Annotated in this window: 29 protein-coding genes; all 29 read left to right on the top strand. The window is 36.0% G+C overall.

Annotated elements, in window-relative coordinates:
- Window position 1 precedes the first annotated feature (1 nt).
- A complete protein-coding gene (locus A9CBEGH2_RS04620) occupies window positions 2–1,132 on the top strand; it encodes a cysteine desulfurase family protein (RefSeq protein ID WP_115715010.1) in 1,131 nt (376 codons plus the stop codon).
- On the top strand, window positions 1,113–2,327 hold the full coding sequence (thiI, locus tag A9CBEGH2_RS04615) for a tRNA uracil 4-sulfurtransferase ThiI (RefSeq protein WP_118276896.1): 1,215 nt from the start codon (window positions 1,113–1,115) through the stop codon (window positions 2,325–2,327). The genes A9CBEGH2_RS04620 and thiI overlap by 20 nt, the downstream gene beginning before the upstream one ends.
- 46 nt (window positions 2,328–2,373) lie before the next feature.
- The gene (locus A9CBEGH2_RS04610) at window positions 2,374–2,559 is read left to right on the top strand and encodes a hypothetical protein (protein WP_118276897.1); all 186 of its coding nucleotides are present in this window, start codon (window positions 2,374–2,376) and stop codon (window positions 2,557–2,559) included.
- Between the two features lie 57 nt (window positions 2,560–2,616).
- Window positions 2,617–3,414 carry a putative RNA methyltransferase gene (locus tag A9CBEGH2_RS04605; protein ID WP_118276898.1) on the top strand — a complete coding sequence of 266 codons (798 nt, stop codon included), beginning with the start codon at window positions 2,617–2,619 and terminating at the stop codon, window positions 3,412–3,414.
- Between the two features lie 83 nt (window positions 3,415–3,497).
- A complete protein-coding gene (gene ffh, locus A9CBEGH2_RS04600) occupies window positions 3,498–4,898 on the top strand; it encodes a signal recognition particle protein (protein WP_118276899.1) in 1,401 nt (466 codons plus the stop codon).
- A gap of 121 nt (window positions 4,899–5,019) precedes the next feature.
- Window positions 5,020–5,289: a 30S ribosomal protein S16 gene (rpsP, locus tag A9CBEGH2_RS04595; RefSeq protein WP_115715005.1), complete on the top strand. Its 270-nt coding sequence runs from the start codon at window positions 5,020–5,022 to the stop codon at window positions 5,287–5,289.
- A 5-nt stretch (window positions 5,290–5,294) separates the two neighbouring features.
- Window positions 5,295–5,543: a KH domain-containing protein gene (locus A9CBEGH2_RS04590; protein ID WP_115715004.1), complete on the top strand. Its 249-nt coding sequence runs from the start codon at window positions 5,295–5,297 to the stop codon at window positions 5,541–5,543.
- Window positions 5,544–5,577: 34 nt separating this feature from the next.
- Entirely contained in the window at window positions 5,578–6,081 is a 504-nt protein-coding gene (gene rimM / locus A9CBEGH2_RS04585) for a ribosome maturation factor RimM (RefSeq protein WP_118276900.1), read from the top strand.
- Window positions 6,078–6,809, top strand: coding sequence for a tRNA (guanosine(37)-N1)-methyltransferase TrmD (gene trmD, locus A9CBEGH2_RS04580; protein WP_118276901.1), 732 nt, complete (start codon window positions 6,078–6,080; stop codon window positions 6,807–6,809). The genes rimM and trmD overlap by 4 nt, the downstream gene beginning before the upstream one ends.
- A gap of 233 nt (window positions 6,810–7,042) precedes the next feature.
- The gene (gene rplS / locus A9CBEGH2_RS04575) at window positions 7,043–7,390 is read left to right on the top strand and encodes a 50S ribosomal protein L19 (protein ID WP_115715001.1); all 348 of its coding nucleotides are present in this window, start codon (window positions 7,043–7,045) and stop codon (window positions 7,388–7,390) included.
- Window positions 7,391–7,455: 65 nt separating this feature from the next.
- A complete protein-coding gene (gene lepB / locus A9CBEGH2_RS04570) occupies window positions 7,456–8,061 on the top strand; it encodes a signal peptidase I (protein WP_115715000.1) in 606 nt (201 codons plus the stop codon).
- Window positions 8,062–8,073: 12 nt separating this feature from the next.
- Window positions 8,074–8,652, top strand: coding sequence for a signal peptidase I (lepB, locus tag A9CBEGH2_RS04565; RefSeq protein WP_232057313.1), 579 nt, complete (start codon window positions 8,074–8,076; stop codon window positions 8,650–8,652).
- Window positions 8,642–9,511: a ribosome biogenesis GTPase YlqF gene (gene ylqF, locus A9CBEGH2_RS04560; protein ID WP_115714999.1), complete on the top strand. Its 870-nt coding sequence runs from the start codon at window positions 8,642–8,644 to the stop codon at window positions 9,509–9,511. The genes lepB (A9CBEGH2_RS04565) and ylqF overlap by 11 nt, the downstream gene beginning before the upstream one ends.
- Entirely contained in the window at window positions 9,501–10,124 is a 624-nt protein-coding gene (locus A9CBEGH2_RS04555) for a ribonuclease HII (RefSeq protein ID WP_118276903.1), read from the top strand. Before ylqF ends, A9CBEGH2_RS04555 begins: the two co-directional genes overlap by 11 nt.
- A 114-nt stretch (window positions 10,125–10,238) precedes the next feature.
- Entirely contained in the window at window positions 10,239–10,616 is a 378-nt protein-coding gene (locus tag A9CBEGH2_RS04550; RefSeq protein WP_118276904.1) for a hypothetical protein, read from the top strand.
- A gap of 5 nt (window positions 10,617–10,621) precedes the next feature.
- On the top strand, window positions 10,622–11,059 hold the full coding sequence (locus tag A9CBEGH2_RS04545; protein ID WP_115716060.1) for an NfeD family protein: 438 nt from the start codon (window positions 10,622–10,624) through the stop codon (window positions 11,057–11,059).
- Window positions 11,060–11,072: 13 nt separating this feature from the next.
- Entirely contained in the window at window positions 11,073–12,008 is a 936-nt protein-coding gene (locus A9CBEGH2_RS04540; RefSeq protein WP_115714996.1) for an SPFH domain-containing protein, read from the top strand.
- A 92-nt stretch (window positions 12,009–12,100) separates the two neighbouring features.
- On the top strand, window positions 12,101–12,829 hold the full coding sequence (gene dprA / locus A9CBEGH2_RS04535) for a DNA-processing protein DprA (RefSeq protein ID WP_118277094.1): 729 nt from the start codon (window positions 12,101–12,103) through the stop codon (window positions 12,827–12,829).
- 71 nt (window positions 12,830–12,900) lie between these two features.
- A complete protein-coding gene (gene topA, locus A9CBEGH2_RS04530) occupies window positions 12,901–15,123 on the top strand; it encodes a type I DNA topoisomerase (RefSeq protein ID WP_118277095.1) in 2,223 nt (740 codons plus the stop codon).
- Window positions 15,120–16,412: a methylenetetrahydrofolate--tRNA-(uracil(54)-C(5))-methyltransferase (FADH(2)-oxidizing) TrmFO gene (trmFO, locus tag A9CBEGH2_RS04525; protein ID WP_118277096.1), complete on the top strand. Its 1,293-nt coding sequence runs from the start codon at window positions 15,120–15,122 to the stop codon at window positions 16,410–16,412. The genes topA and trmFO overlap by 4 nt, the downstream gene beginning before the upstream one ends.
- The gene (xerC, locus tag A9CBEGH2_RS04520) at window positions 16,412–17,332 is read left to right on the top strand and encodes a tyrosine recombinase XerC (RefSeq protein ID WP_118277097.1); all 921 of its coding nucleotides are present in this window, start codon (window positions 16,412–16,414) and stop codon (window positions 17,330–17,332) included. Before trmFO ends, xerC begins: the two co-directional genes overlap by 1 nt.
- Window positions 17,333–17,523: 191 nt before the next feature.
- Window positions 17,524–18,456, top strand: coding sequence for a 30S ribosomal protein S2 (rpsB, locus tag A9CBEGH2_RS04515; RefSeq protein ID WP_115714991.1), 933 nt, complete (start codon window positions 17,524–17,526; stop codon window positions 18,454–18,456).
- Window positions 18,457–18,479: 23 nt separating this feature from the next.
- Window positions 18,480–19,370, top strand: a complete 891-nt coding sequence (tsf, locus tag A9CBEGH2_RS04510; RefSeq protein ID WP_118277098.1) for a translation elongation factor Ts — start codon at window positions 18,480–18,482, stop codon at window positions 19,368–19,370.
- A gap of 152 nt (window positions 19,371–19,522) precedes the next feature.
- Window positions 19,523–20,236 carry a UMP kinase gene (gene pyrH / locus A9CBEGH2_RS04505; protein WP_115714989.1) on the top strand — a complete coding sequence of 238 codons (714 nt, stop codon included), beginning with the start codon at window positions 19,523–19,525 and terminating at the stop codon, window positions 20,234–20,236.
- Window positions 20,237–20,239: 3 nt separating this feature from the next.
- The gene (frr, locus tag A9CBEGH2_RS04500; RefSeq protein WP_115714988.1) at window positions 20,240–20,782 is read left to right on the top strand and encodes a ribosome recycling factor; all 543 of its coding nucleotides are present in this window, start codon (window positions 20,240–20,242) and stop codon (window positions 20,780–20,782) included.
- 159 nt (window positions 20,783–20,941) lie between these two features.
- Complete coding sequence (locus tag A9CBEGH2_RS04495) at window positions 20,942–21,652, top strand: undecaprenyl pyrophosphate synthase (RefSeq protein ID WP_115714986.1); 711 nt, start codon at window positions 20,942–20,944, stop codon at window positions 21,650–21,652.
- Window positions 21,649–22,422: a phosphatidate cytidylyltransferase gene (locus tag A9CBEGH2_RS04490; RefSeq protein WP_115714985.1), complete on the top strand. Its 774-nt coding sequence runs from the start codon at window positions 21,649–21,651 to the stop codon at window positions 22,420–22,422. Before A9CBEGH2_RS04495 ends, A9CBEGH2_RS04490 begins: the two co-directional genes overlap by 4 nt.
- On the top strand, window positions 22,419–23,582 hold the full coding sequence (gene dxr / locus A9CBEGH2_RS04485; protein WP_118277099.1) for a 1-deoxy-D-xylulose-5-phosphate reductoisomerase: 1,164 nt from the start codon (window positions 22,419–22,421) through the stop codon (window positions 23,580–23,582). The genes A9CBEGH2_RS04490 and dxr overlap by 4 nt, the downstream gene beginning before the upstream one ends.
- Window positions 23,579–24,640, top strand: coding sequence for an RIP metalloprotease RseP (rseP, locus tag A9CBEGH2_RS04480; protein ID WP_118277100.1), 1,062 nt, complete (start codon window positions 23,579–23,581; stop codon window positions 24,638–24,640). Before dxr ends, rseP begins: the two co-directional genes overlap by 4 nt.
- Window positions 24,641–24,687 lie beyond the last annotated feature (47 nt).

The raw sequence follows: 24,687 nt of genomic DNA, 5'->3' as shown, positions 1-24,687 counted from the left end.
TATGATTTATTTAGATTATGCATCAACAACACCTATTCGAAAAGAAGTTTTAGAGACTTATACAATGCTTTTGCATAAATATTATGGGAATAGTGATTCCCTGCATGAAATAGGAAGAGAAACTTCTAAATTGATGGAACAAAGCCGTGCACAGATTGCACAGCTTTTGCATGTTCATAAAGATGAAATTATATTTACTTCCTGTGCTAGTGAATCTAACAACTATGCAATTAAAGGTTTTGCGTGGCAAAATAAAAGAAGAGGGAATCATATTATTTCTAGTTGTGTTGAACACTCCAGTGTATCTATGGCACTTGAACAGCTAAAAGAGGTTTTTGGCTTTGAGATAACTTACTTGCCGGTTTATGAAGATGGAAAAATTCGATTAGATGATTTGAAAAAAGCATTGCGTAAAGATACGATCTTAGTGTCTATTATGATGGTGAATAATGAAACTGGGGCAATAAATCCTATTAAAGAATGTGCAGACTATGTGCATAAAAATTCACGTGCTTTCTTTCATGTGGATGGTGTACAGGCACTTGGAAAAGTAGATATTCCTTTGGAATCCGTAGATATGGCTACTTTTTCAGCACATAAAATATATGGGGTAAAGGGAAGTGCAATTTTATATAAAAAAAGTAATATTGAATTACTTCCTTTAATAAGTGGGGGACAGCAGGAATATGGATTAAGAGCGGGAACTAGCAATGCACCTGCTAATATTATTTTCGCAAAGACGCTTCGCCTTATGTTAGAAGAAAAAGATAAAAATTTGATATATGTACAAAAGTTAAATGAGGTGCTGCGCAAGGAAATTTCCAATATGGAAGATATGGTAATCAATAGTCCTGAGGATGCCTCTCCTTATATTTTAAATATTTCTTGTTTAAAAATTGGAAGTGAGGTAATGCTGAATGCGTTGAATAGGAAAGGTTTTGCTGTTTCTGCACAAAGCACTTGTTCTTCTCACAGCAAAGCTGTATCCAAGGTTCTTTTAGCTATGGGGGCTGGTGAGCTGCGAGCAACACATGCTATTCGTATCTCTTTGTCTCATTTAACGACAATGAAAGAAATTCAGGGCTTTTTACAAGCATTAAAGGAGATTTATTATGACTATAGAACAAAATAAAATCGTTTATGACCACATTCTGGTTCGCTTTGGAGAATTGTCTACAAAAGGCAAAAACAGAAAAGATTTTATTAAAAAATTATTAATTAATGTGCGTAATGCACTGCGTGATTTTGATGCGTTAAGTTATGAAAGAACACATGATCGCATGTATATTATTTTAAATGGTGAAGATCATGAGGCAGTGGCAGAAAGACTGAAAAAAGTTTTTGGGATTTCTTCTTTTTCGTTCGCAATCAAAGTCAAAACCGATATGGAAGTTATTCAGAAAACATGCTTAAAAGTTGCGCAGGAAACAGAAGGTTCTACTTTTAAAGTAGAGGCACGAAGAAGTTTTAAAATGTTTCCTCTTGTATCAGATGAAATTAATCGTGCTGTTGCTGGGGAAATTCTTCGCAATACTGACTGGAAAGTAAATGTAAAAACTCCAGATTTACGTATTCAAATTGAAGTGCACGAAGATGCTACCTATATTATGACTGGAAAAATCAAAGGAAATGGAGGATATCCAGTCGGTGTAGGAGGAAAAGCACTTGTTATGCTTTCAGGAGGCATTGATTCTCCTGTTGCCGCTTATTTAACAATGAAGCGAGGGGTGGCAATTGAATGTATCCATTATGCATCTCCTCCTTATACTAGTGATGCGGCACAAGATAAAGTTTTAGATTTAGCTAGAGCAATTGCTCCTTATCAGGGACATATTCGTGTGCATATCATTCCATTTACGGATTTACAGCTTGCCATTTATAAACATTGTGATGAAAGTTATGCAATTACGCTTATGCGTCGCATGATGTATCGTATTGCCCAGAAAGTAAGTGAAAAACAAAACTGTCTTGCTATTGTTAATGGGGAAAGTATTGGTCAGGTTGCCAGTCAGACATTAGAAAGTATGCAGACAATTAACTGTGTGACGGATATGCCAACTATTCGTCCTGTTGCATGTTTGGATAAATTGGAAATTATTGACATATCCAAAAAAATCGGTACTTATGATATTTCCATTCAGCCTTTTGAGGATTGCTGTACTATTTTTACGCCTAAAAACCCAGTTACAAAACCAACTCGTCACAAAGCTGAAAAATTGGAATCACGTTTTGATTTTGAAACATTGATTGATGAGTGCATAGCAAATATGGAAAGTATTGATGTGTACCCATCTGCGCAGGAAAAAGACAGCGAAGATATCTTTTAGAATAAAATAATAAGAATCTCTCATACTATGGATGAGGTGATTCTAGATGAATAATCGAAAACATTATCGTAGTCCAAAAGTACAGGAAGATTTATATCAGTATGAAATGGGAATCGAGCTAGGTGCTGATGTAGAAATGGAAAAGCAAAAGCATCAGAAACTATATGAGGAACAAGGCTTACACGATCAAATGAATGTACATATGGATACAGATAAAATGAAAAAGGAATAAGAAATATGCTTCGCTTTTCTAAGGCGAAGCATATTTTTGAAGAAGGAGAGAATATTTATGTTACAGTGTCCTAAATGTAAAAAACCTTTACAAAAGGATGGAAATCGCTATTGCTGCGACAATCATCATTCCTTTGATATTGCGAAAAGAGGATATGTTAATCTTGGACTAGGAAATCATCGTCAAACAGGTGATGATAAAGATATGGTGCGCTCCAGGACAGCATTTTTACAACATGGATATTACCAGCCATTATGTGATATGTTAACAAATATTTGTAAACAAAAGCAGCCTTTAATGTTAATTGATGCTGGCTGTGGAGAGGGATTCTATACGAACCAGATAAAAAGAGTTTTACCAAAATGTAATATTTTTGGCTTTGATCTTTCGAAGTATGCAGTGGATGAAGCCAGCAAAGCACATAATGGTGTGTTTTATGCAGTGTGCAGTGTCTTTCATATGCCGCTATCAAATACTTGTGCAGATATTGTATTATCAGTGTTCGCTCCTTTTGATACAAAAGAAGTATGCAGAGTATTGCAGAAGGATGGCTGGTTTATTAAGGTAGGACCTGGTCCAAGACATCTGTATGGATTAAAAGAACACTTATATGACAATGTATATGAAAATAAAATAGAAGATAATCGCATTTTAAATATGGAACTTGTTGATGAAAAAGACTTGTCTTATGAAATAACGATAGATGATCAGAAAGATATTTGGGCATTGTTTCAGATGACGCCTTATTTCTGGAAAACACCGAAAAAGGGAAGTGAACATTTGAAAACATTGTCATCTTTAACTACGGATGTAGAATTTCATATTGAAATCTATCGTAAAAAAGCGTGTGAGTAAGTTAAAACATAGGGGAAATACATTCTCAAGTGAAAAAGAGTATGTTATAATGGAAAGCGATTGATGAGAAAGGCGGATTTATAATGGCATTTGAAAATCTGAGTGAACGTCTTGGCAAGGCGTTTAAAAATATAACTGGAAAAGGAAAACTAACTGAAAAAAATATGAATGATATGCTTCGCGAAGTTCGTATGTCTTTGCTGGAAGCAGACGTTAATTATGGTGTAGTGAAAGATTTTATTTCGCGTATTAAAGAAAAAGCCATGGGGCAGGAAGTGTTAACTTCTTTGAATCCGGGGCAAATGGTCGTAAAAATCGTTCATGATGAAATTGTTGCATTGTTAGGGACAGAAGACGCCCCTGTAAACTATAAAAAAAGTGGTATTACAACAATCATGATGGTTGGTCTTCAGGGTACTGGTAAAACAACAGCATCCGCTAAGATTGCTAATTTAATGAAGAAGAAACAAGGGAGAAATCCTTTGCTTGTCGCATGCGATGTCATTCGTCCGGCGGCAATTGATCAGCTGAAAACATTAGGAGAATCCATTGGTGTTGAAGTATTTTCTTTAGGTGTAGAAACAAAAGCTTTGGAAACTGCTAAACAGGCAATGGTCTATGCGAAAGAAAATGGCTATGATACAGTACTGTTTGATACAGCAGGACGTTTGCATATAGATGATGAACTGATGCAGGAGTTATCCGATATTAAGGCCTATGTTCAGCCAGATGATATTTTGTTAACTGTGGATGCTATGACTGGTCAGGATATCGTAAATGTTGCTAGCAGTTTCCATGAGCAATTAGAAGTAAGCGGATTAGTATTAACAAAGCTTGATGGAGACTCTCGTGGCGGAGGTATCTTATCTGTTCGTGCCATTACAAATGTACCTGTTAAATTTGTTGGTTTAGGAGAAAAAATTGAAGATTTAGATGTTTTCCACCCAGATCGTATGGCAGATCGTATACTGGGAATGGGAGATATCATGTCTTTGGTTGAAAAAGCGCAAGAAAAAATGGATATGGAAGCTACCACAAAATCAACAAATCGTATGATGAGTGGTGAATTTACCTTAACAGATATGCTTGTTCAGTATGAACAAATTGAAAAAATGGGTTCTTTAGGTGGTATGATGAAGTTATTGCCGGGCATGGGACAGCTGGCTGGACAAATTGATGAAGCAAAAGCAGATAATAAAATCAAGAAAAGCAAAGCGATTATTCAAAGTATGACGCCGGAAGAAAGGGAAAACCCTAATATTTTAAGAGCTTCTCGTAAAAACCGTATTGCGAAAGGAAGCGGAGTGAGTGTTGCGGATGTAAATCGCTGTTTGAATGAGTTTGAAAAGATGAAACAGGTAATGAAGCAGTTCTCATCTCTTGCAAAAGGAGGAAAAATGCCAAACTTGGGTGGCTTAGGCGCAATGAAAAATATGCGTGCTATGAGTCGTGCTATGGGCGGTAAAAAGGGCAGAAAATTCTAGACAGAGCGTATAGGCTCTGTTTTCTTCTTTTTTAAACAAAGTGTAAAGGAAAAATACTTGACACCTAAAAAAACTCTGTTATAATAACATCTGTAATAAAAATTACAGGAGGAAATAGACAATGGTTAAATTAAGATTAAAAAGAATGGGTTCTAAAAGAAAACCTTTTTACAGAATAGTAGCTGCTGATTCTCGTTCACCGAGAGATGGACGTATTATTGAAACAATTGGAACTTACAATCCAACTACAAATCCAGCTTCTATTACAGTAAATGAAGAATTGGCTGTTAAATGGCTGAAAGATGGAGCGCAGCCTTCTGATACAGTACGCAACATCCTGTCTACTCAGGGCATCTTGAAACGTCTGCACGAAGAAAAAAACGCTAAGTAATTCTTATGATCGATTACGAACAAGTATTACTGGATATCGTAACACCAATGGTAGATGATAAATCCAGTATTTCTGTTAAGAAAATGGACAGTCTTGATGAGCGAGAAATTTTACTGTATGTATATGCAAACAGTGAAGATGTTGCTAGACTGATTGGACGCAGAGGATCAATGGCTTCCTCAATCCGTCATATGATGTCTGTTGCATCAAGAAAAGAAGATAAACGAGTTACTATTAAATTCGAATCTTATTAGGATGCAAAATGCATCCTTTTTTTGGAGGTAATATATGGAACAAATTACGATTGGTGTATTGGTTAATACGCATGGCTTAAGAGGGGAAGTAAAAATAAAAACAATGACAGATTTTCCGCATATTCGTTTTAAAAAGGGAGCTCTTGTTCATCTGCATGCAGAAGAGGGGCTGCTTTCTTTAAAAATTAAAAGTGTGCGTGAACAAAAAGGACTCTTGCTTGTGAAGTTTGATGGATTTGATGATATTAATCAGGTCGAAAAATGGAAAGGTTCTTTATTATCAATTGATCGAAAAGATGTTCATGAACTGGAAGAAGACGAAGCTTATTTCTTTGAACTAAAAAACTGTGAAGTGTTTGATGAAGAAGGAAATAAACTTGGTATCGTTAGTGAGGTGCTGGACACAAATGCGAATGCAATTTTGCGTGTGAAAGGTGTTAAAGGAGATATCTTGATTCCTTATGTGAAAGCATTCGTTGTTTCTTTTTCACGTGAAGATAAGAAAATTGTGGTTCATCTAGTGGAGGGAATGATATGAGGATAACAATTGTTACTCTTTTTCCTGAGTTTTTTGATAGTTTTGTTTCTACTTCAATTATTAAGCGTGCTTTAGATCGAAAACAGGTGGAATTTGATACGGTTGATTTCCGTAAATATACATTAGATAAACATAATCATGTAGACGATACGCCTTGTGGAGGAGGACAGGGGATGGTTTTAAGCCCTCAGCCAATCGTAGATTGTTTAAAGGATATACGAACACCAGATTCTTTTGTTGTGATGATGTCTCCCCAGGGAGCAACATTTACACAAAAAACTGCACGTCAATTTGCTTCTGAAATAAAACATCTTATTTTATTATGTGGTCATTATGAAGGGTTTGATGAAAGAATTCGTTCCTATGTGGACATGGAAATTTCTTTGGGAGACTTTGTTCTTACAGGAGGAGAACCGGCAGCCATGGTTGTTTCCGATGCAATCATTCGACTTTTAAACGGTGTTATTTTAGAAGAAAGTCACAGCGATGACTCTTTTGAAAATGGTTTGTTGGAGTATCCTCAATATACGCGTCCAATTGAATTCGATGGAAAACGCGTTCCAGATGTTTTATTAAGCGGTCATCATGAAAATATACGTAAGTGGAGATTAAAGGAATCTTTAAAAAGAACATTGGAAAAACGTCCTGACTTATTAAAAAATAGAGATTTTACAAAAGAAGAAAGAAAATTGATGGAAGAAATTAAAGCAGAATATAAAGAACAGTAAATAAAAAATAACTTTCTTTGAATATATCTTTTCTTTAAGTATTGAAAATGATATGATAGTAGCAGAAAGTGCCCGACTTTCTAATGTAGAAGATTTACATAAAAAATGTAAGAAAATTATTTACAAAGGCAATTCTTTTATGGTATTATTATCTAGCCTGTTATGGCAACGAGGTTCCGCTGGACAAAATGGTTTATGAGCCCTACGTAAAATATAGAAAAGGAGTGCCGAGTATGAACTTACAGTTAGTTAATGATGTAACAAAATCACAATTGAAAAAAGACATACCTTTCTTCAAATCTGGTAGTACAGTACGTGTACACGTAAAAATCAAAGAGGGAGACAAATCTCGTATCCAGGTTTTTGAAGGTTTGGTAATTGCAAGACAGGGTGGAGGAATCAGCGAAAACTTTACAGTTCGTAAGATTTCTAACCAGATTGGTGTAGAAAGAACATTCCCAATCCATTCTCCAATTGTTGACAAAATCGAAGTAGTTCGTCACGGTAAAGTTAGAAGAAATAAATTATTCTATCTTCGTGGACGTTCTGGTAAAGCTTCTCGTATTAAAGAAATTCGCTAAGCTTAAAAAAGTCGGGATTTATTCCGGCTTTTCTTTTTATATTTAGAAGTGGTGGAGGAATGTGCATGTTTTGGAAAAGATCTACAAACAGTAAGCATAAGAGTGAAAAAAAAGAAACACTTGTTAAAGTGCTTTTTTCCAATATTTTCTCACTTTTAAAAATCTTTGCTGTTTGTCTGATCTTAATTTTTATCATTACAAACTATGTCGTACGCCATATTCAAGTCAATGGAGGAAGTATGTATCCTACATTACATGATAAAGAATTTGGTTTAAGTAATGCGTTTGCGGCAAAATTTCAGGATATAGAACGTGGAGATATCGTTGTTGCATATGAAAACACACAATTATATACTTATGTTGTAAAAAGAGTGATAGGCCTTCCTAATGAGACGATTTCATGTAAAGATGACGTTGTCTATGTAAATGGAAAACCTTTGGATGAGCCGTATCTTGATAATGATTACGCGGATCGTTTTCGAGATGTTGGAGAAGTGTTTACAGAGGATTTTGACGAAATTAAATTAGGGGAAGATGAATATTTTTTGATGGGCGATAATCGAAGTATTTCTCAGGATTCCAGAGAATTGGGGCCTTTTGATCGCAATCAGATTCGAGGCGTTGGTATTTTTGTGTTATTCCCCTTCACTGAAATACGAAGTGCAAAATAGGAAGGTGATTGTGTGAAGAACAAGAAAGATAAATATGATATTTTATATAGTATTTTAGATTTTTTGCGAATGATATTGGTGGCATTCATCATATTAATGCTTGTCTTTACTTTTGTTTTACGTAAAAACACAGTGGTAGGTTCTTCTATGTATCCTACCTTGGAAGATGGAGAACATGTTATTGTAAATGTTGCGGCTTCTTATTTAACAGATATTGAGCGTTTCGATGTTGTGGTTGTACACAGCCCTGATAATAAAGATTTATGGGTAAAAAGGGTAATTGGCTTGCCTGGAGAAACAATTTCTTATCAAGATGGTATTTTATACGTAGATAATAAAGAGATAGAGGAACCCTTTTTAGATAAGAACTATGCAGAACAAGTTGTAAAACAGCAGCAATTAAAAACATTTACGCAGGATATGGCACCTGTAACTCTTAAAGATAATGAGTATTTTTTAATGGGGGATAATCGTAATAATTCTATGGATTCTCGCAGTGTAGGTCCATTTACCAGAGATAAGATTATTGCGAAAGGGATGTTGATCTATTCTCCAATTGATAAAGTGAGGTATGTCTCAAATGGAAAATAAACAAGATACAATTAGAATACAATGGTTTCCCGGTCATATGACAAAGGCAAAAAGGGAAATGCAGGAGAAAATGAAAATGGTGGATATGGTCATTGAATTAAGAGATGCCCGTATTCCCAATGCGTCTAAAAATCCGATGATCGAAGAATTATGCAATCAGAAGCCTCGTCTTATTATTCTTTCAAAAAAAGACAAGGCAGATGCGCTAGAAACAAGAAAATGGATTACAAAGCTTCAAAAAGAAGATGTTAAAGTGCTTGCTTTGGATATTATAAAGGAAAATATTACACCGAAAGTAGTAGAAGCTTCTCAAGAACTTATGAAAGCGAAAATTGAAAGAATGAAGCGAAGAGGGATTCGTCCAAGAGCGATTCGTGCCATGGTGGTAGGTGTTCCAAATGTTGGTAAATCAACATTTATTAATCGTATCTCCAAAAAGAAAATTGCGGTAACAGGAGATCGTCCAGGGGTTACAAAATCTCTGCAATGGTCAAAGGTAAATGCAAATTTAGAGTTGCTGGATACACCGGGAGTTTTATGGCCAAAATTTGAAGATGAAAAAGTTGGTGTTCTTTTGGCGGTATCCGGTGCGATTCGTGATGAAATCTTACCTTTAGAGGAAGTAGCAGCCTGGGCAATGCGTTTTTTAATGCAGCATAAACCGGAACTTCTTGAAAAACGCTATGCTATTGAATTAGATGAGGACCCTTATTCTAATTTTACGAAAATTGCAGAAAAAAGAGGCTTCTTAAAAAACGGGAAAGAGATTGATTTTAAACGAACGATAGAAACCTTTCTGCGAGAGATTCGTGATGATCGCTTAGGATCTATTACATGGGAGAATGCAGATGAAGTGTGAGAATCACTATGAAATAGAATGGTGGAAAGCAGGAAAGAAAAAAATTATCGGTATTGATGAAGCAGGCAGAGGACCTATGGCTGGACCGCTAGTTGTAGCGGCAGTAGCATTTCCACCAGGCTTTTCTCATGAAGAGATTTATGATTCTAAAAAAATCGGTGAGAAAAAAAGAAAGGCATTATTTAAAGAAATTATTCGTTTAGCAGATGAGTATCATATTCTTATCATTGAGCCCAAAATCATTGATGAATTAAATATTTATCGCGCTACACAAAAAGCTATGCAGGATTTAAGCAGCATGTTTGATGGGGCAGATGGCGTATTAACAGATGCAATGCCATTGCCTCAGTGTGATAAAGATGTGATTTCTCTTGTGAAAGGTGATCAGAAGAGTGTCAGTATTGCGGCTGCCAGTATTTTGGCTAAGGTAACAAGAGACTGTATTATGTATGCTTACGATAAACGATATCCTCAATATGGGTTTGCAAAACACAAAGGATATCCAACAAAAGCACATTTGGAGGCTATGCATACATATGGGGTAATTGATCATCTTTATCGTAAAAGCTATGCTCCGGTAGCTAAGATGGCACAACTGCAATTTGAACTGTAATACTCTGTGATAAACAGGGTATTTTTTTATTATGAAAAATAAATAAGAAAAATAAGAAAATTGTTGCAAAAAAATAAGAAAGTTCTATAATGAAAGTAGAAAGGTGGTGGCAAAATGTTTGAATGGGTAAAAAGTAATGTTTATTCACTGGTTGTTACCTTAAATCCGACAAACATTACTTTAAACAGTAGCGCTGCTGCATATTTTCAGGATATTCGCTGGTGCATGATTGGAATTGACAAAAAGAATCTTTCTTTAGCAATTCGACCTGTTACGAAGCGAGAGGTTGATTTGCAGCTTGTTTCTAAGGAGCAGCTGCATAAAGTCTCCATAGGAAAAGGATATGCTCGTATCAGCAATAAAGCCATCATAGAGGAATTGAGCATCTTATTGAAACAGACCATTGATGGCTTAAAGATGCATGCACAGTTTTCTGATAAAGAAAATATGCTGGTAGTTGATTTGAGTGAATTGATGAATGTAAAGGGGTGATGATGATGTGGCTTGTTTGGCTTGGAGTAGGATTGCTTGCGGTAGTTTTAGAATTGCTTACAGCAAGTGCTCTGGTAAGCATCTGGTTTGCAGTAGGGGCTTGTGCTGCGGCACTGGTATCTTTGCTTGATTTTTCAATTGGGATACAGATTGCAGTTTTTGTGATTATGTCTTTTCTGAGTATGCTTATTGTTCGTCCTGTTGCGGCACGCTATTTAAGAGGGAATGTTGTTAGAACAAATGCAGATCGCTATATTGGGGAAAAAGGAATCGTAACAAAAAAGATCACTTCCAATGATTGGGGAGAAGTGAAAATTCAAGGGACCATATGGCATGCAGTCAGTGTTGAGGATGAAGAAATAGAAGAAGGAAGTCGCGTAAAAGTGGTTGCAATCGAGGGGGCAAAACTCCTTGTGATGAAATTACAAAATGAAGATAAATAAAGGAAGGTAGACTATGAATATTTTAACGATTATCATTATTGTTGTTGTATTATTACTTATTGCCGGTTTATTTGCATATTTGGTTCGAATTGTTCCACAGGCAACATCTTATGTTGTAGAGCGCCTGGGTGCATATCATTCCACATGGAATACGGGAATTCATGTGTTGATTCCTTTTGTGGATAGAATTGCGAATAAAGTTACATTAAAAGAAATTGTAAAAGATTTTGCACCGCAGCCAGTTATCACAAAAGATAATGTAACGATGCAGATTGATACAGTTGTTTATTTTCAGATTACAGATCCTAAATTATATACGTATGGAGTTGTTGGACCAATTACTGCAATTGAAAATTTAACCGCAACGACACTTCGTAATATCATTGGGGAATTGGAACTGGATGAAACATTGACATCTCGTGATATTATTAATACAAAAATGCGTGCTATCTTAGATGAAGCAACTGATCCTTGGGGAATCAAAGTAAATCGAGTGGAAGTTAAAAATATTATTCCTCCACGTGATATTCAGGAAGCAATGGAAAAACAGATGCGTGCAGAACGTGAACGTCGTGAAAAAATTCTGCAGGCAGAGGGAGAAAAGAAAAGTGCTATCTTAACTGCCGAAGGTGAAAAAGAAGCGATGATTCTACGTGCAAATGCGAAAAAGGAATCTATGATTGCTGAGGCTGAAGGGAAAGCAAAAGCAATGGAGCGTATTTATGAAGCACAGGCTCGTGGTATTGAAATGATCAAAGATGCAAATCCAACAAAAGAATATTTAAGCTTGAAGAGTTTGGAAACTTATGAAAAAATGGCAGATGGAAAAGCTACTAAAATCGTAGTACCAAGCGAATTGCAGAATATGGCATCTTTACTAACGAGTGCAAAAGAAATATTAGTAGATGATGCGAAAATTGATTTATTAAAGGGAAGTATAGAAAAATAAAAAACAAAAAAATCATAAAAGAACTGTTTTTATGCAGTTCTTTTTGTATATTTGCATCTTTGTATCGTATAAGAAATAGGAGGTGTTTTTATATGAGAGAACAAATTTTATATTATGCGGTAAAATACAAAGGTGAATGGAAGTATATACAAAAAGCAATAGAAGCAAATGAACCATGGGAAAAAATAGAATATAATGGAAATTTTGTTACTGTGCTTGATAAAGAATATCCGGAAAAACTAAGAAAATTACAATATGCGCCATGGATCTTGTTTTATGAAGGAAATCTTGCGCTGCTGGATAGAAAAAGTGCAGGAATTATTGGAAGTAGAGATGCAAGTGAAAAAGGAGTAGAAATGTGCAGGACTTTATGCAGGCATTTGTCAAATAAGTATGTTGTGGTTAGTGGACTGGCAAAAGGAATTGATTCCATTGCGCATCAGTGCAGCTTAAACAGAGGGACGATTGGTGTTATTGGATGTGGGCTGGATGTGATTTATCCAAAGCAAAATGAAGCACTTTATAAAACGATGCGTAAGAATCATTTGATTTTAAGTGAATATCCTAAAGGGGTAGCTCCATTAGCGTTTCATTTTCCATGGAGAAATCGAATTTTAGCGGCATTAAGTGATGTTGTTATTGTTGTGGAAGCAAAGAAAAGAAGTGGTTCTATGCTTACGGTTAATGAAGCATTAGCATTGGATATTCCAGTGTACTGTATGCCTCATGCTTTTGGAGATGCTTATGGAGAAGGAGGAAACTTACTGATTGCGCAAGGGGCAGGTATTTTAAGCGATATTACAGATATTGAATTAATTTGAGATAAAAAGCTTGACAAATTCTGAAAAAAATCAAACAATAAGAGACGTACATTTTAAGCAAGGAGGACATAATGAAGAATTTAGTTATAGTGGAATCCCCTTCCAAATCAAAAACGATTGAAAAATATTTGGGAAAAGACTATCATGTCGTTTCTTCAAAAGGACATATACGTGATTTAGCGACTACTGGAAAAGGTGGTCTTGGAATTGATGTAGAAAATGATTTTGAACCTACATACAAAATTAGCAGCGACAAACGTGCTGTTGTTAAGGAATTAAAGGAACTGGCTGGAAAAAGTGAACATGTATATTTAGCAAGTGACCCCGATCGTGAAGGTGAAGCGATTGCATGGCATTTGGCTAATGTTTTGGATCTTGATATGGCAGATGAAAACCGTATTATCTTTCATGAGATCACAAAAAACACAGTTGTTGAAGCGTTGAAACATCCTCGTACAATTGATCAGAATCTGGTGAAAAGTCAGGAAACACGACGCATGCTGGATCGTATTATTGGGTTTAAGTTAAGCAAGCTTTTACAAAACAAGATACGTTCTAAATCAGCAGGACGTGTACAATCGGTTGCTTTGCGTTTGATCGTTGAGCGAGAAAATGAAATTCGTGCATTTAAAAGTGAAGAGTATTGGACATTAGGTGCGAATTTTGAAAAAGATGGAAAAGAATTTAAAGCAAATCTAATTAAGGTAGATGGAAAGAAAGCAAATTTAAAAACACAGGAAGATGTAGATGCGATCATTGCACGCTGCAGCAAAGATTTTATAGTGTCTTCTATTGAGAAAAAAATACGTAAAAAAGAAGCACGTATGCCTTTTATCACTTCTACATTACAGCAGGAAGCTAGTACAAAATTGGGCTTTGGTGCGAAAAAAACGATGCAGATTGCACAGAAATTGTATGAAGGTCTTCCTTTGGCAAATGGTACAGAAGGTCTTATATCTTATATGCGTACGGATTCTACACGTTTAAGTGATGTTTTTGTAAAAGATGCAGAAAGTCACATTGAAACAATTTATGGGAAAGAATATTGTGGACGCGCTCGTCAGAAAAACAGTGAAAATGCACAGGATGCTCATGAGGCAATTCGTCCTACGAATATTAAAAATACACCAGAAGAGGTTAAGCCTTATTTGACAAATGATCAGTATAAATTGTACAAACTTATTTATGCGCGTACATTGGCATCTTTAATGGCTGCCAGTCGTTTTGATGTCGTAAATGCACAGATTGTGTGTGATGGCTGTGAATTTAGTGCTAATGGTTCTATTTTGATGTTTGATGGATACTTAAAAGTTTACAGTGACTATGAAACGGTAAAAGATGAAATGTTGCCGGCAATGCAGGAACAAGAGGTTTTCCATGAAGTAGAATTGGAAGGAAAACAGCACTTTACAGAACCGCCGCTTCGCTATAGTGAAGCACGTTTGATTAAAGATCTGGAAGAGAAAGGCATTGGTCGACCTTCTACGTATGCAATTATCATTGATACTTTGCAGGCAAGAGGGTATGTTTCTTTGGATAGACCTAGTGAAGGAAGCAAAACGAAAGTCTTTTTTCCTACAGAGCAGGGAGAACTTACAGATGCGAAATTACAGGAGTTTTTTAATTCTATCATTAATGTAACGTATACGGCTGATATGGAACATCATTTGGATGAAATTGCGAATGGAGAACGAAATAACATTGAAGAACTCCGTACATTTTATAATCAGTTTGAACCTTTGTTGGAAAATGCTTATGAAAACATGGAGAAAAAGGAATTAGAGAAAACGGGAGAAAAATGTCCAGAATGCGGAAATGATCTTGTATACAGGGTAGGACGCTATGGAAAATTCATATCCTGTATAGATTTCCCTAATTGCCGTTATACCAAAAGTGAGGAAGAAGAGGAAAATGGCGGTGTAGAGGAAGTTTGTCCAAACTGCGGTAGTAAAATGGTGATGAAAAAAGGACGTTATGGTTCTTTCCTGGCTTGCAGCAATTATCCAGAATGTAAATATATTAAAAGCACAAAGGTAAAAGAAGATCCTGTGCCTACTGGAGAAAAATGCCCAGAATGCGGACATGATCTGGTACAGCGTAAATCACGATTTGGTACGACATTTGTAGGATGCAGCAATTATCCAAAATGTCGTTATATCAAAAAAGAGCCTAAAAAAGCAAAAGCAGAAAAAACGTCTAAGGATGAAACCAAGAAAACTGCGAAAACAACTAGAAAAAGTGCTAAGAAAGTTGTGAAAAAAGCAGGAAAGAAAGATGAGGAAAAAACATCATGAAAAAAGTGACGATTGTAGGGGCTGGACTTGCAGGATGTGAAGCCTGCTGGCAGCTTGTAAAAAGAGGAATACCAGTACGTTTAATTGAAATGCGTCCAAAGAAAAGTTCACCTGCGCATCAAAGTGATGCTTTTGCGGAGCTTGTTTGTTCCAATTCTTTAAGAAGTGATTCTTTGCTTAATGCAGTTGGGATTTTAAAAGAGGAGATGCGTCAATTTGACTCTTTGATCATGCGTATGGCAGATACACACAGAGTGCCTGCTGGAAGTGCTTTAGCGGTCGACAGGAAGAACTTTTCAAAGGCAATCACAGACACTTTGTGTTCACACCCTCTTGTAGAAGTTGTTCATGAAGAGATTTGTGAAATTCCCGAAGGACCAGTTATTATTGCCAGTGGGCCTTTGACAAGCGATTCTCTTAGTCAGGCAATACAGCGTTTAACAAAAGAAGAATATTTTCACTTTTATGATGCGGCTGCGCCGATTATAGAAAAAGACAGTATCGATTTTACAAAAGCGTATGTGAAATCTCGATATGATAAAGGTGAAGCTGCCTATATTAATTGTCCAATGTCAAAAGAGGAATTTGATCATTTTTATCAGGAATTAATACATGCGGAAACAGCGCATCTGCATGACTTTGAGGAAACGTATTTTGAAGGATGCATGCCTTTTGAAGAAATGGCAAGACGAGGAGAAAAAACATTGCTGTTTGGGCCTATGAAACCAGTTGGATTGGAAACACCGGATGGGAAACTGCCTTATGCAGTCGTTCAGCTTCGTCAGGATAATGCAGTTGCTACGCTTTATAATATAGTTGGTTTTCAAACGCATTTGAAGTGGGGAGAACAAAAACGTATTTTAAGTATGATTCCAGGATTGGAAAATGTATCAATTGTGCGTTATGGTGTTATGCATCGAAATTCCTATTTGTGTTCACCAAAAGTATTAAGACCTACGTATCAGCATATCGAGCGTGATGATTTGTTTTTTGCAGGTCAGCTAACAGGTGTGGAAGGATATGTAGAAAGTGCAGCAAGTGGTTTGTTAGCAGGATTAAATATGGCAAATCTGATAAGAGGAAAAGAGTGTGTAGAATTACCTAGTACTTGTGTGATGGGTTCTATGGCACAGTATATTACACATGCTTCTCCTAAGTACTTTCAGCCTATGAATGCGAATTTTGGAATCATGCAGCTGGAAGGGAAAGTAAAGAAAAAAGATCGCAAAGAAGCTTTTGCTAAACAGGCACTTGCGGTGATTGAAGAATATCAGGAGAAATTTGCTTAATGGAAACGTATGTTGAGCGGTTTCTTAAATATTTAAATGATATAAATAGTGGAAGCAAACATACATACGATGCTTATGAAAGAGATATAAAAGAATTTATCTCTTTTTTAACATCACAGAATGTGTCTTCGCTTGAAGATGTCGATCGAATTCTAATTATGGGGTATGTTACCTATTTAAGGAATAAGGCAGGGACAATGGGGACTTTAAAAAATTCTACGATAGCTCGTAAATTGAGTTCTCTTCGCTCTTTTTATCGATATCTAAATGAGTATGTGGGCATTCAAAACAATCCTTTTTTGTATTTTAAAGCTCCTAAAAAAGCAAAACGTATTCCAGAGTTTTTGTTTTATGATGAAATGGAAACTTTTTTATCATCATTTGATTTATCAAAACCAGAAGAGTTAAGAGATCGTGCCATGTTTGAACTTATGTATGCTTGTGGAATGCGTGTAAGTGAAATCTCTTCTTTGCGAATAAGGGATATTGATTTTATAGAACAGATCGTGCGTATTACAGGAAAAGGGGATAAGCAGCGCATTGTTCCTTTCTATGATACAGCGAAACAATTGCTTAAGTCCTATTTACATACGGTACGTGGACTATGGTGTGATGGCAGCCACGATTATGTTTTTGTGAATCAGCGAGGAAAACAAATGACATCCAGAGGGATTCAATATCGCTTGGATATAGCTGGTAAAAAAACGGATTTGCAAGTGCATCTTCATCCCCATATGTTTCGTCATAGTTTTGCAACACACTTGCTGGATAATGGGGCAGACTTAAGAGTGGTACAAGAACTGCTGGGACATTCTTCTTTGTCTACAACACAAATTTATGTACATGTATCACAAGAACGTTTGAAACAGACATATTTGAATGCTCATCCTCGTGCAGAAAAGAACAATACGATCGAATAAAAGTAAAAATTAAAAAATTTGTTGAAAAGATAAACAGGTATGTTATAATATTTAGTGATGCGTGATTACTTAACGCAGACTACACACATCACGGATTCGCACAGCCCGTGCTTTAGATGCGTGAATGCATTGATGATAAGTTGCTGTCGTTAGAAGTGGTGGAGGACGTAACGGAAAGTGAGGATATTAAAATGTCAGTAGTATCAATGAGAAAATTATTGGAAGCTGGTGTACACTTTGGACATCAGACTCGTAGATGGAATCCAAAAATGAAACCAAACATCTACGCTAGCAGAAATGGTGTTTACATCATCAACTTGGAAAAAACTTTGGAACAGTTGGATGTTGCTTATGCTGCAATGAAAGAAATCGCTGAAAAAGGCGGAAAAGTATTATTTGTAGGAACTAAAAAACAGGCACAGACTGTTGTTGTTGAAGAAGCACTTCGTTCAGGAAGTTTCTTTGTAAACCAGAGATGGTTAGGTGGTTTATTGACAAACTATCGTACAATTCAGAAACGTGTTCGTCGTTTGATTGAAATTGAAGAAATGGAAGCAAACGGAACATTGGATCTATATCCTAAAAAAGAAGTTGCTCAGGTTAAAAAACAGAAAGCACGTTTGGAAAACTTCTTAGGTGGAATTAAAGAAATGAAAAAATTGCCTAATGCAATTTTTGTAATTGATCCAAAAGAAGAACATAACGCTGTTGCAGAAGCTAAAAAATTAGGAATCCCTGTATTTGCTATGGTAGATACAAACTGTGATCCAGAAATGGTAGATTATCCTATCGCTTCTAACGATGATGCTATGCGTTCAGTAAAACTTATTACAACATTAATGGCAGATGCTATCGTTGAAGCAAAAGGTGGATTGTTAAGTGTTGCTCACAGCGTTGACGAAAATGAAGAAGATGTAACAATGAAAGATGTTATCATCAACGTTGAAGAACAGATTGCTGAAAATGAAAGACGTCGTCGTCAGAGAAACGAAGAACGTCGTAACCGTCGTCCATTCGACCGTAACCGTGGACGTAATGGAAAAGCTCCTTATCAGAAACGTGAAAATGTAAAACCTGCTGAAGAAAAAACAGCTGAAACAGCAGAAGAAAAAGCTGCTGAATAAATAGCATTTAGGAGGATAAAAACATGATTACTGCTGCTATGGTAAAAGAACTGCGCGAAAAAACTGGTGCAGGGATGATGGATTGTAAAAAAGCTTTAAGTGAATGTGATGGAGATATGGAAAAATCCATCGACTGGCTACGCGAAAAAGGTATCGCAAAAGCTGCTAAAAAAAGTGATCGTATTGCTGCTGAAGGACTTACTCGTTCTGCAGTAGAAGGAAACACTGGTGTTGTATTTGAAGTTAACTCTGAAACTGACTTCGTTGCGAAAAACGAACAGTTCTTGGGATTGTTAGACACAGTACAGACTTTATTAGTTTCTAATAAACCAGCTGATGTAGATGCTGCTCTTGCTTGCGCAACTGCAGAAGGTACTTTAACTGATACAATCACAAATGCAACAGCAACAATTGGAGAAAAAATTTCTCTTCGTCGTATCGCTGTTGTTGAAAAAGCTGATGATGAATTCTTCGGAAGCTATGTTCACATGGGTGGTAAAATTTCTGCTTTAGTTACATTAAAAGGAAAAGCAGATGAAAAAGTTGCGAAAGACATCGCTATGCAGGTAGCTAGTATGGCTCCTCAGTATGTTAGCCGTGACGAAATGCCAGCTGATGTTGTTGAACATGAAAGAAAAGTACAGACTGAAATCGTTAAAAATGATGAAAAATTAGCTAACAAACCTGAAAAAGTATTAGCTGGAATCATTGAAGGAAAAATCAGCAAAAACTTAAAAGATTTATGTCTTGTTGAACAGGAATTCTTCTTGAATCCAGATCAGAAAGTTGGTCAGTATTTGAAAGAAAACGGTGTTGAAGTTGTAAGCTTTGTACGTTATGCTGTTGGTGAAGGTATCGAAAAACGCGAAGATAACTTTGCTGAAGAAGTAATGAGCCAGGCATTTGGTGGTTAATTAAAACAAGAAAAGGAAACGATATCGTTTCCTTTTTTCTAGGGAGAGAGATTTCTTTTGAAGAAATATAAAAAAAAGGAGATTTCTCTTCCTTTTTGTAAGTATTTTCATTATAATTATAACGAAAGCAAAAAAGCAAAGGTGGACTTGGTATGTATAAGCGAGTATTATTAAAATTAAGTGGGGAAGCTTTATCTTCTCCAGGAAATGCGTTTGATCCTGCAATCTTAAAAGCATTGGCGGAGGAATTGAAACAAGTACGTGAATTAGGTGTTGATTTAGCCATTGTTGTTGGTGGAGGAAACTTCATTCGTGGTAAAATGGCTGAAAGTATTGGTATTGAGCGTGTACAGGGTGATTACATGGGGATGCTTGCTACAGTCATTAATGCATTAGCTGTACAGGGAGCATTGGAACAGGCTGGTGTTCCTACACGAGTACAAACAGCAATTGAAATGCAGAAAGTAGCAGAGCCTTTTATTGTAAGAAGAGCTATTCGTCATTTAGAAAAAGGGCGTATTGTTATTTTTGGTGCAGGTACTGGAAACCCTTATTTTTCTACAGATACAACTGCAGCACTTCGTGCAAGTGAAATTGGGGCAGATGTTATTTTGATGGCTAAAAATGGGGTTGATGGTGTATATAGTGCAGATCCTAAGACACACCCAGAAGCTGTAAAATTTGATTCTTTAAGCTATATGGATCTTCTTCAGAAGGGACTTCAGGTAATGGATACAACCGCTACAAGTATGTGTATGGATAACGATGTAGACTTAATTGTATTTAATATGAATGAACCTGGAAATATTTTAAAAGCAGTTCGTGGTGAAGTAAACGGAACGATTATCTCAAAGGAAGGAAATTAAATTATGGAAATTTTAGAACTTACAAAGCATAAAATGGAAAAAGCAGTAGAAATGCTGCAGGGAAACTTAAAAACAATTCGTACTGGTGTAGCAAATGCTTCTTTGCTGGAACATGTTGAATTTGAATATTATGGCAGTATGACACCTATTAATCAGGTTGCTAGTATTAAGGTTGTTGAAGGACGTCAATTGGTAATCAAACCTTATGACAAATCTACATTAAAAGATTTGGAACGTGCAATTGCTACAAGTGATACAGGTTTAGTTCCACAGAGCGATGGAGAAGTTATTCGCTTGAATGTACCTGCTTTAACTGAAGACAGACGTAAGGAACTTACAAAAACAGCTGATAAAATGGGAGAAGAAGCTAAAATTGCGATTCGTAATGTACGTCGTGAAGGTAATGATGCAATCAAAAAAGATAAAGAACTGACAGAAGATGAATCTAAGAAGCTTCAGGAAAAAGTTCAGAAATTAACAGATGAATACGTTAAAAAAGTAGATGCAGCTGTTTCAGAAAAATCTGCAGAAATAATGAAAGTTTAATATTCGATATTTAGAAATCTGTTTCATGCAGATTTCTTTTTTAATTTGTCTTTACTTGCTATATGCTACGTATTTTAAAAGATGGGTTTGTTTGTAGATAGTGTTGACTTATGATATAATATAAAATATGGAATTATGGAAATGAGGAGGTTGTCAATCATGACAGAAAGAAACATCCCCCAGCATGTAGCAATTATTATGGATGGAAATGGCAGATGGGCAAAGAAAAGAGGGCTCCCACGTACTGCCGGTCATAAACAGGGAGCTGAAAATATTCGTAAAATTGCAATTGCATGCAATGATTTAGGTATTAAGGCTTTAACGTGCTATGCGTTTTCTACAGAAAACTGGAAACGTCCAGAAAGTGAAGTGGACTATTTATGCAAGTTGCCAAAATTATTTTTTAATCGTTATCTTGCAGAATTGAAGAAGAATAATATACGTGTTACTTTTTTAGGTGAAATTGAACGTTTTCCTAAAGAAACACAAAATGTTATAACAACGGCTGTTGCGGAAACTGCACAAAACACTGGTCTTATTTTATGTCTTGCAGTAAATTACGGTTCTAGAAGAGAAATAACACTTGCTGCACAGAAATATGCACAGGATGTCATAGCTGGGAAAGCTCCAAGTGATATTGATGAAGATACTTTTGGTGAGTATATGATGACACAAGGTATGCCGGAAGTTGATTTAATGATACGTACAAGCGGTGAATTACGTATCAGTAATTTCTTGTTATGGCAGATAGCATATGCAGAGTTGATTTTTACACCAGTTGCATGGCCGGACTTTACAAAAGAATGTCTAGAAGAATCCATTGACGAGTTTAATCATAGGAATCGAAGATTTGGAGGGTTAACGGAATGAAAACCAGAGTGATAACAGCAATAGGGATTCTTGCCTGTGTAATACCGCCACTTCTGTTAGGTGGTTGGCTTTTGAATCTGTTAATTGCATTTATTATTATTGCAGGAGGAATTGAATTGCTCGGCTTAAGTGAACATAAAGATCATTGGCCAGCAGTTGTATTGCCACTTGCTATTATTTGTGTCTTTGTGTTAACTTTCTGTACAGAAAGTTTGGTTCTTCCACTTCTTGGAGTCTTTATGCTGGGGATGTTATCAATTCCTGTTTTTAGTGAAAAGTTTCCAGCAAAAGATAGTTTTCATTGTATCGGATATATTGCTTTGTTTGCTTTAATTGCTCGCTCTTTTTTATATATTTATGAAAAAGACGCAATGTTTATTTGGTATATTATTATCGCAACTTACGTATGTGATACAGCTGCATATTTATGTGGAAGATTTTTTGGTAAACATAAGTTAAATCCCCGTGTTTCTCCTAAGAAAACATGGGAAGGTTCTATTGGAGGATGGTTTTTTGGAGCAGTTCTGTCTTTTGCCTTTGCATGTTTATGTATAGACAATGTATCGGTTACTGGGATGCTGTTTGCCAGTATGATTTTAACAATTACAGGACAGATAGGAGATTTAGCATTCAGTGCTATCAAACGTTCTTATGGAATCAAAGATTTTTCAAATTTACTGCCAGGACATGGCGGTGTATTGGATCGTGTAGATTCTCTTGTATTTAATTTTATTTGCTTTTATTTGATGCTGGTGGTGATGACTCTATGAAAAATATTGTATTATTAGGTGCTAGTGGTTCTATTGGAACGCAAACAATTGATGTTGTTTTACACCATAGTGAAAAGTTTCGTATTATTGGATTAAGTGTTGGACATAATATACCAAAACTAAAAGAAATTTTATCGCAGGTAAATACGGTTCGCTACGTTAGTGTTGCGGATGCACAACATCTATCTGAATTAGAAGAACTGTATCCAGATATTACATTTTATAGTGGTGATGAAGGATTGGTAAAACTGGCAAAGTTGACTGATTATGATATCTTTGTAGATGCTGTTGTTGGTTTTCGAGGATTGTTGCCATGTTTGGAAGCCATCAATAATGGAAAAGATATTGCTTTGGCTAACAAAGAAAGTCTTGTGGCTGGAGGACCATTGGTAAAAGAAGCTTTAAAAAGAAATAAGGTTCGTCTTTATCCAATTGATTCAGAACATTCTGCAATTTTACAGTGCCTTCAGGGAAATGATAAAAAAGAAGTTGATAAACTCATCGTTACAGCAAGTGGTGGAAGCTTCCGCGATAAGTCTAGAGAAGAATTAAAAGATGTAACTGTTGAGCAGGCATTGAAACACCCCAACTGGAGCATGGGCGGCAGAATTACAATTGACAGTGCTACAATGATGAATAAAGGATTTGAAGTTATTGAGGCACATTATTTGTTTGACCTTCCTTATGAGCAGATTGATGTTGTATTGCATCGAGAAAGTGTCATACATTCAATGGTACAGTATCAAGATCATGCGATTATTGCACAATTGGGCAGTGCAGATATGCGTTTGCCTATTCAATATGCATTATCTTATCCAAATCGTCTAGTTATGCATAATGATGAACCATTTGATTTCACGAAGTATCCTGCTTTACACTTTGAAAAGATGGATTTTGAACGTTATCCTTTATTAGCACTAGCTTATGAGGTAGGAAGAAAAGGTGGAAATCTTGGAGCTATCATGAATGCGGCTGATGAAGAAGCAGTTTCTTTGTTTTTGAATAAAAAGATAAGTTTTCTTTCGATTGAAACCTATATTGAGAATGCAGTTAGAAACTTGCCATTTATTCAAAATCCTACATTAGAGGAAATTATTGATAGTGATAAAAAAGCTAGACAATTTGTAATAGATCAATGGAAGAAAGGAGCTGTTTCATGAGCGGCGTATTAAGTTTTATTTACTTTATTTTAATTCTTAGTGTTATTATCATTGTTCATGAATTGGGGCATTTGATTGCTGCTAAGAAGTTTAATGTATATTGTAAAGAGTTTTCGATTGGTATGGGCCCTGTTGTTTGGCAAAAGCAGAAGGGAGAAACTGCATGGTCTATTCGTGCATTTCCAATTGGTGGATTTGTCGCAATGGCGGGGGAAGAAGGAGAGGAAGAGGATACAGATGAAGATATCCCATTTGAAAGAACGATAAATGGTATTTCTCCACTTAAACAGATTGTTGTGATGGGCGCTGGTGCGTTTATGAACATCGTTTTGGCATGGCTGATTTTCATTGGTATTACCGCATGGCAAGGTGCAGTAAGTGTCCCTTCAAAAGCAATTGTCCAAACAGTTGCACCCAATTATCCTGCAGAAAAAGCTGGTTTTCAAGTTGGAGATGAAGTAGTAAAAATTCAAAGTAAAGAAGAATCCATAAATGTTAAATCAAGTGATGATGTTGTGGAATTTATTCAATATTATCCGCAAGATTTGACATTTACCGTTTTGCGTGACAATAAAGAAGTAAAACTTCATATGGATGCGCAATATAATGAAGAAGATAATATATATCAGATGGGAGTTCAATATCCACAAGGTGAAATTAAGAAATTAACTTTACTGGAAAGTATACCATATGGAACTGAACAGATGATAGATTCTGTTAAAAGTGTTATAGATGCTTTAGGAAAACTGATTCAAGGTGTAGGTTTACAAAATTTAAGTGGTCCTGTAGGTATTTATAATGTTACAGCGGAAATTACACAGGCTGGATTTATTCCTGTTTTGGCGTTGATTGCATTGTTATCAGTAAATATAGGTGTTATGAACCTAGTTCCAATTCCAATTCTTGATGGAGGAAGAATCTTTATTATTTTAATTGAAACATTGATTGGACGTAAGTTAAATGAAAAGGTTCAAACGGCAGTTATGATGGCTGGACTTATCTTGATTGTTGGATTAATGGTATTTGCGACATGGAATGATGTTGTTCGATTGTTGTAAAAAAGAACTTATATGGATTAAAAAAGGCTTAGATTCACTTAGAATTT

Origin of the sequence: Amedibacterium intestinale (assembly GCF_010537335.1) — a bacterium.
In the GTDB taxonomy this organism is placed as follows: domain Bacteria; phylum Bacillota_I; class Bacilli_A; order Erysipelotrichales; family Erysipelotrichaceae; genus Amedibacterium; species Amedibacterium intestinale.
Note: the sequence above shows the minus strand (reverse complement) of the source record. Positions and strands in the feature narration are given on the sequence as shown.

Excerpts from the sequence above, each read along its gene's own strand:
- A9CBEGH2_RS04620 (WP_115715010.1), top strand. The coding sequence starts at position 2 with ATGATTTATTTAGATTATGCATCAACAACACCTATTCGAAAAGAAGTT.
- thiI (WP_118276896.1), top strand. The coding sequence starts at position 1,113 with ATGACTATAGAACAAAATAAAATCGTTTATGACCACATTCTGGTTCGC.
- A9CBEGH2_RS04610 (WP_118276897.1), top strand. The coding sequence starts at position 2,374 with ATGAATAATCGAAAACATTATCGTAGTCCAAAAGTACAGGAAGATTTA.
- A9CBEGH2_RS04605 (WP_118276898.1), top strand. The coding sequence starts at position 2,617 with ATGTTACAGTGTCCTAAATGTAAAAAACCTTTACAAAAGGATGGAAAT.
- ffh (WP_118276899.1), top strand. The coding sequence starts at position 3,498 with ATGGCATTTGAAAATCTGAGTGAACGTCTTGGCAAGGCGTTTAAAAAT.
- rpsP (WP_115715005.1), top strand. The coding sequence starts at position 5,020 with ATGGTTAAATTAAGATTAAAAAGAATGGGTTCTAAAAGAAAACCTTTT.
- A9CBEGH2_RS04590 (WP_115715004.1), top strand. The coding sequence starts at position 5,295 with ATGATCGATTACGAACAAGTATTACTGGATATCGTAACACCAATGGTA.
- rimM (WP_118276900.1), top strand. The coding sequence starts at position 5,578 with ATGGAACAAATTACGATTGGTGTATTGGTTAATACGCATGGCTTAAGA.
- trmD (WP_118276901.1), top strand. The coding sequence starts at position 6,078 with ATGAGGATAACAATTGTTACTCTTTTTCCTGAGTTTTTTGATAGTTTT.
- rplS (WP_115715001.1), top strand. The coding sequence starts at position 7,043 with ATGAACTTACAGTTAGTTAATGATGTAACAAAATCACAATTGAAAAAA.
- lepB (WP_115715000.1), top strand. The coding sequence starts at position 7,456 with ATGTTTTGGAAAAGATCTACAAACAGTAAGCATAAGAGTGAAAAAAAA.
- ylqF (WP_115714999.1), top strand. The coding sequence starts at position 8,642 with ATGGAAAATAAACAAGATACAATTAGAATACAATGGTTTCCCGGTCAT.
- A9CBEGH2_RS04555 (WP_118276903.1), top strand. The coding sequence starts at position 9,501 with ATGAAGTGTGAGAATCACTATGAAATAGAATGGTGGAAAGCAGGAAAG.
- A9CBEGH2_RS04550 (WP_118276904.1), top strand. The coding sequence starts at position 10,239 with ATGTTTGAATGGGTAAAAAGTAATGTTTATTCACTGGTTGTTACCTTA.
- A9CBEGH2_RS04545 (WP_115716060.1), top strand. The coding sequence starts at position 10,622 with ATGTGGCTTGTTTGGCTTGGAGTAGGATTGCTTGCGGTAGTTTTAGAA.
- A9CBEGH2_RS04540 (WP_115714996.1), top strand. The coding sequence starts at position 11,073 with ATGAATATTTTAACGATTATCATTATTGTTGTTGTATTATTACTTATT.
- dprA (WP_118277094.1), top strand. The coding sequence starts at position 12,101 with ATGAGAGAACAAATTTTATATTATGCGGTAAAATACAAAGGTGAATGG.
- topA (WP_118277095.1), top strand. The coding sequence starts at position 12,901 with ATGAAGAATTTAGTTATAGTGGAATCCCCTTCCAAATCAAAAACGATT.
- trmFO (WP_118277096.1), top strand. The coding sequence starts at position 15,120 with ATGAAAAAAGTGACGATTGTAGGGGCTGGACTTGCAGGATGTGAAGCC.
- xerC (WP_118277097.1), top strand. The coding sequence starts at position 16,412 with ATGGAAACGTATGTTGAGCGGTTTCTTAAATATTTAAATGATATAAAT.
- rpsB (WP_115714991.1), top strand. The coding sequence starts at position 17,524 with ATGTCAGTAGTATCAATGAGAAAATTATTGGAAGCTGGTGTACACTTT.
- tsf (WP_118277098.1), top strand. The coding sequence starts at position 18,480 with ATGATTACTGCTGCTATGGTAAAAGAACTGCGCGAAAAAACTGGTGCA.
- pyrH (WP_115714989.1), top strand. The coding sequence starts at position 19,523 with ATGTATAAGCGAGTATTATTAAAATTAAGTGGGGAAGCTTTATCTTCT.
- frr (WP_115714988.1), top strand. The coding sequence starts at position 20,240 with ATGGAAATTTTAGAACTTACAAAGCATAAAATGGAAAAAGCAGTAGAA.
- A9CBEGH2_RS04495 (WP_115714986.1), top strand. The coding sequence starts at position 20,942 with ATGACAGAAAGAAACATCCCCCAGCATGTAGCAATTATTATGGATGGA.
- A9CBEGH2_RS04490 (WP_115714985.1), top strand. The coding sequence starts at position 21,649 with ATGAAAACCAGAGTGATAACAGCAATAGGGATTCTTGCCTGTGTAATA.
- dxr (WP_118277099.1), top strand. The coding sequence starts at position 22,419 with ATGAAAAATATTGTATTATTAGGTGCTAGTGGTTCTATTGGAACGCAA.
- rseP (WP_118277100.1), top strand. The coding sequence starts at position 23,579 with ATGAGCGGCGTATTAAGTTTTATTTACTTTATTTTAATTCTTAGTGTT.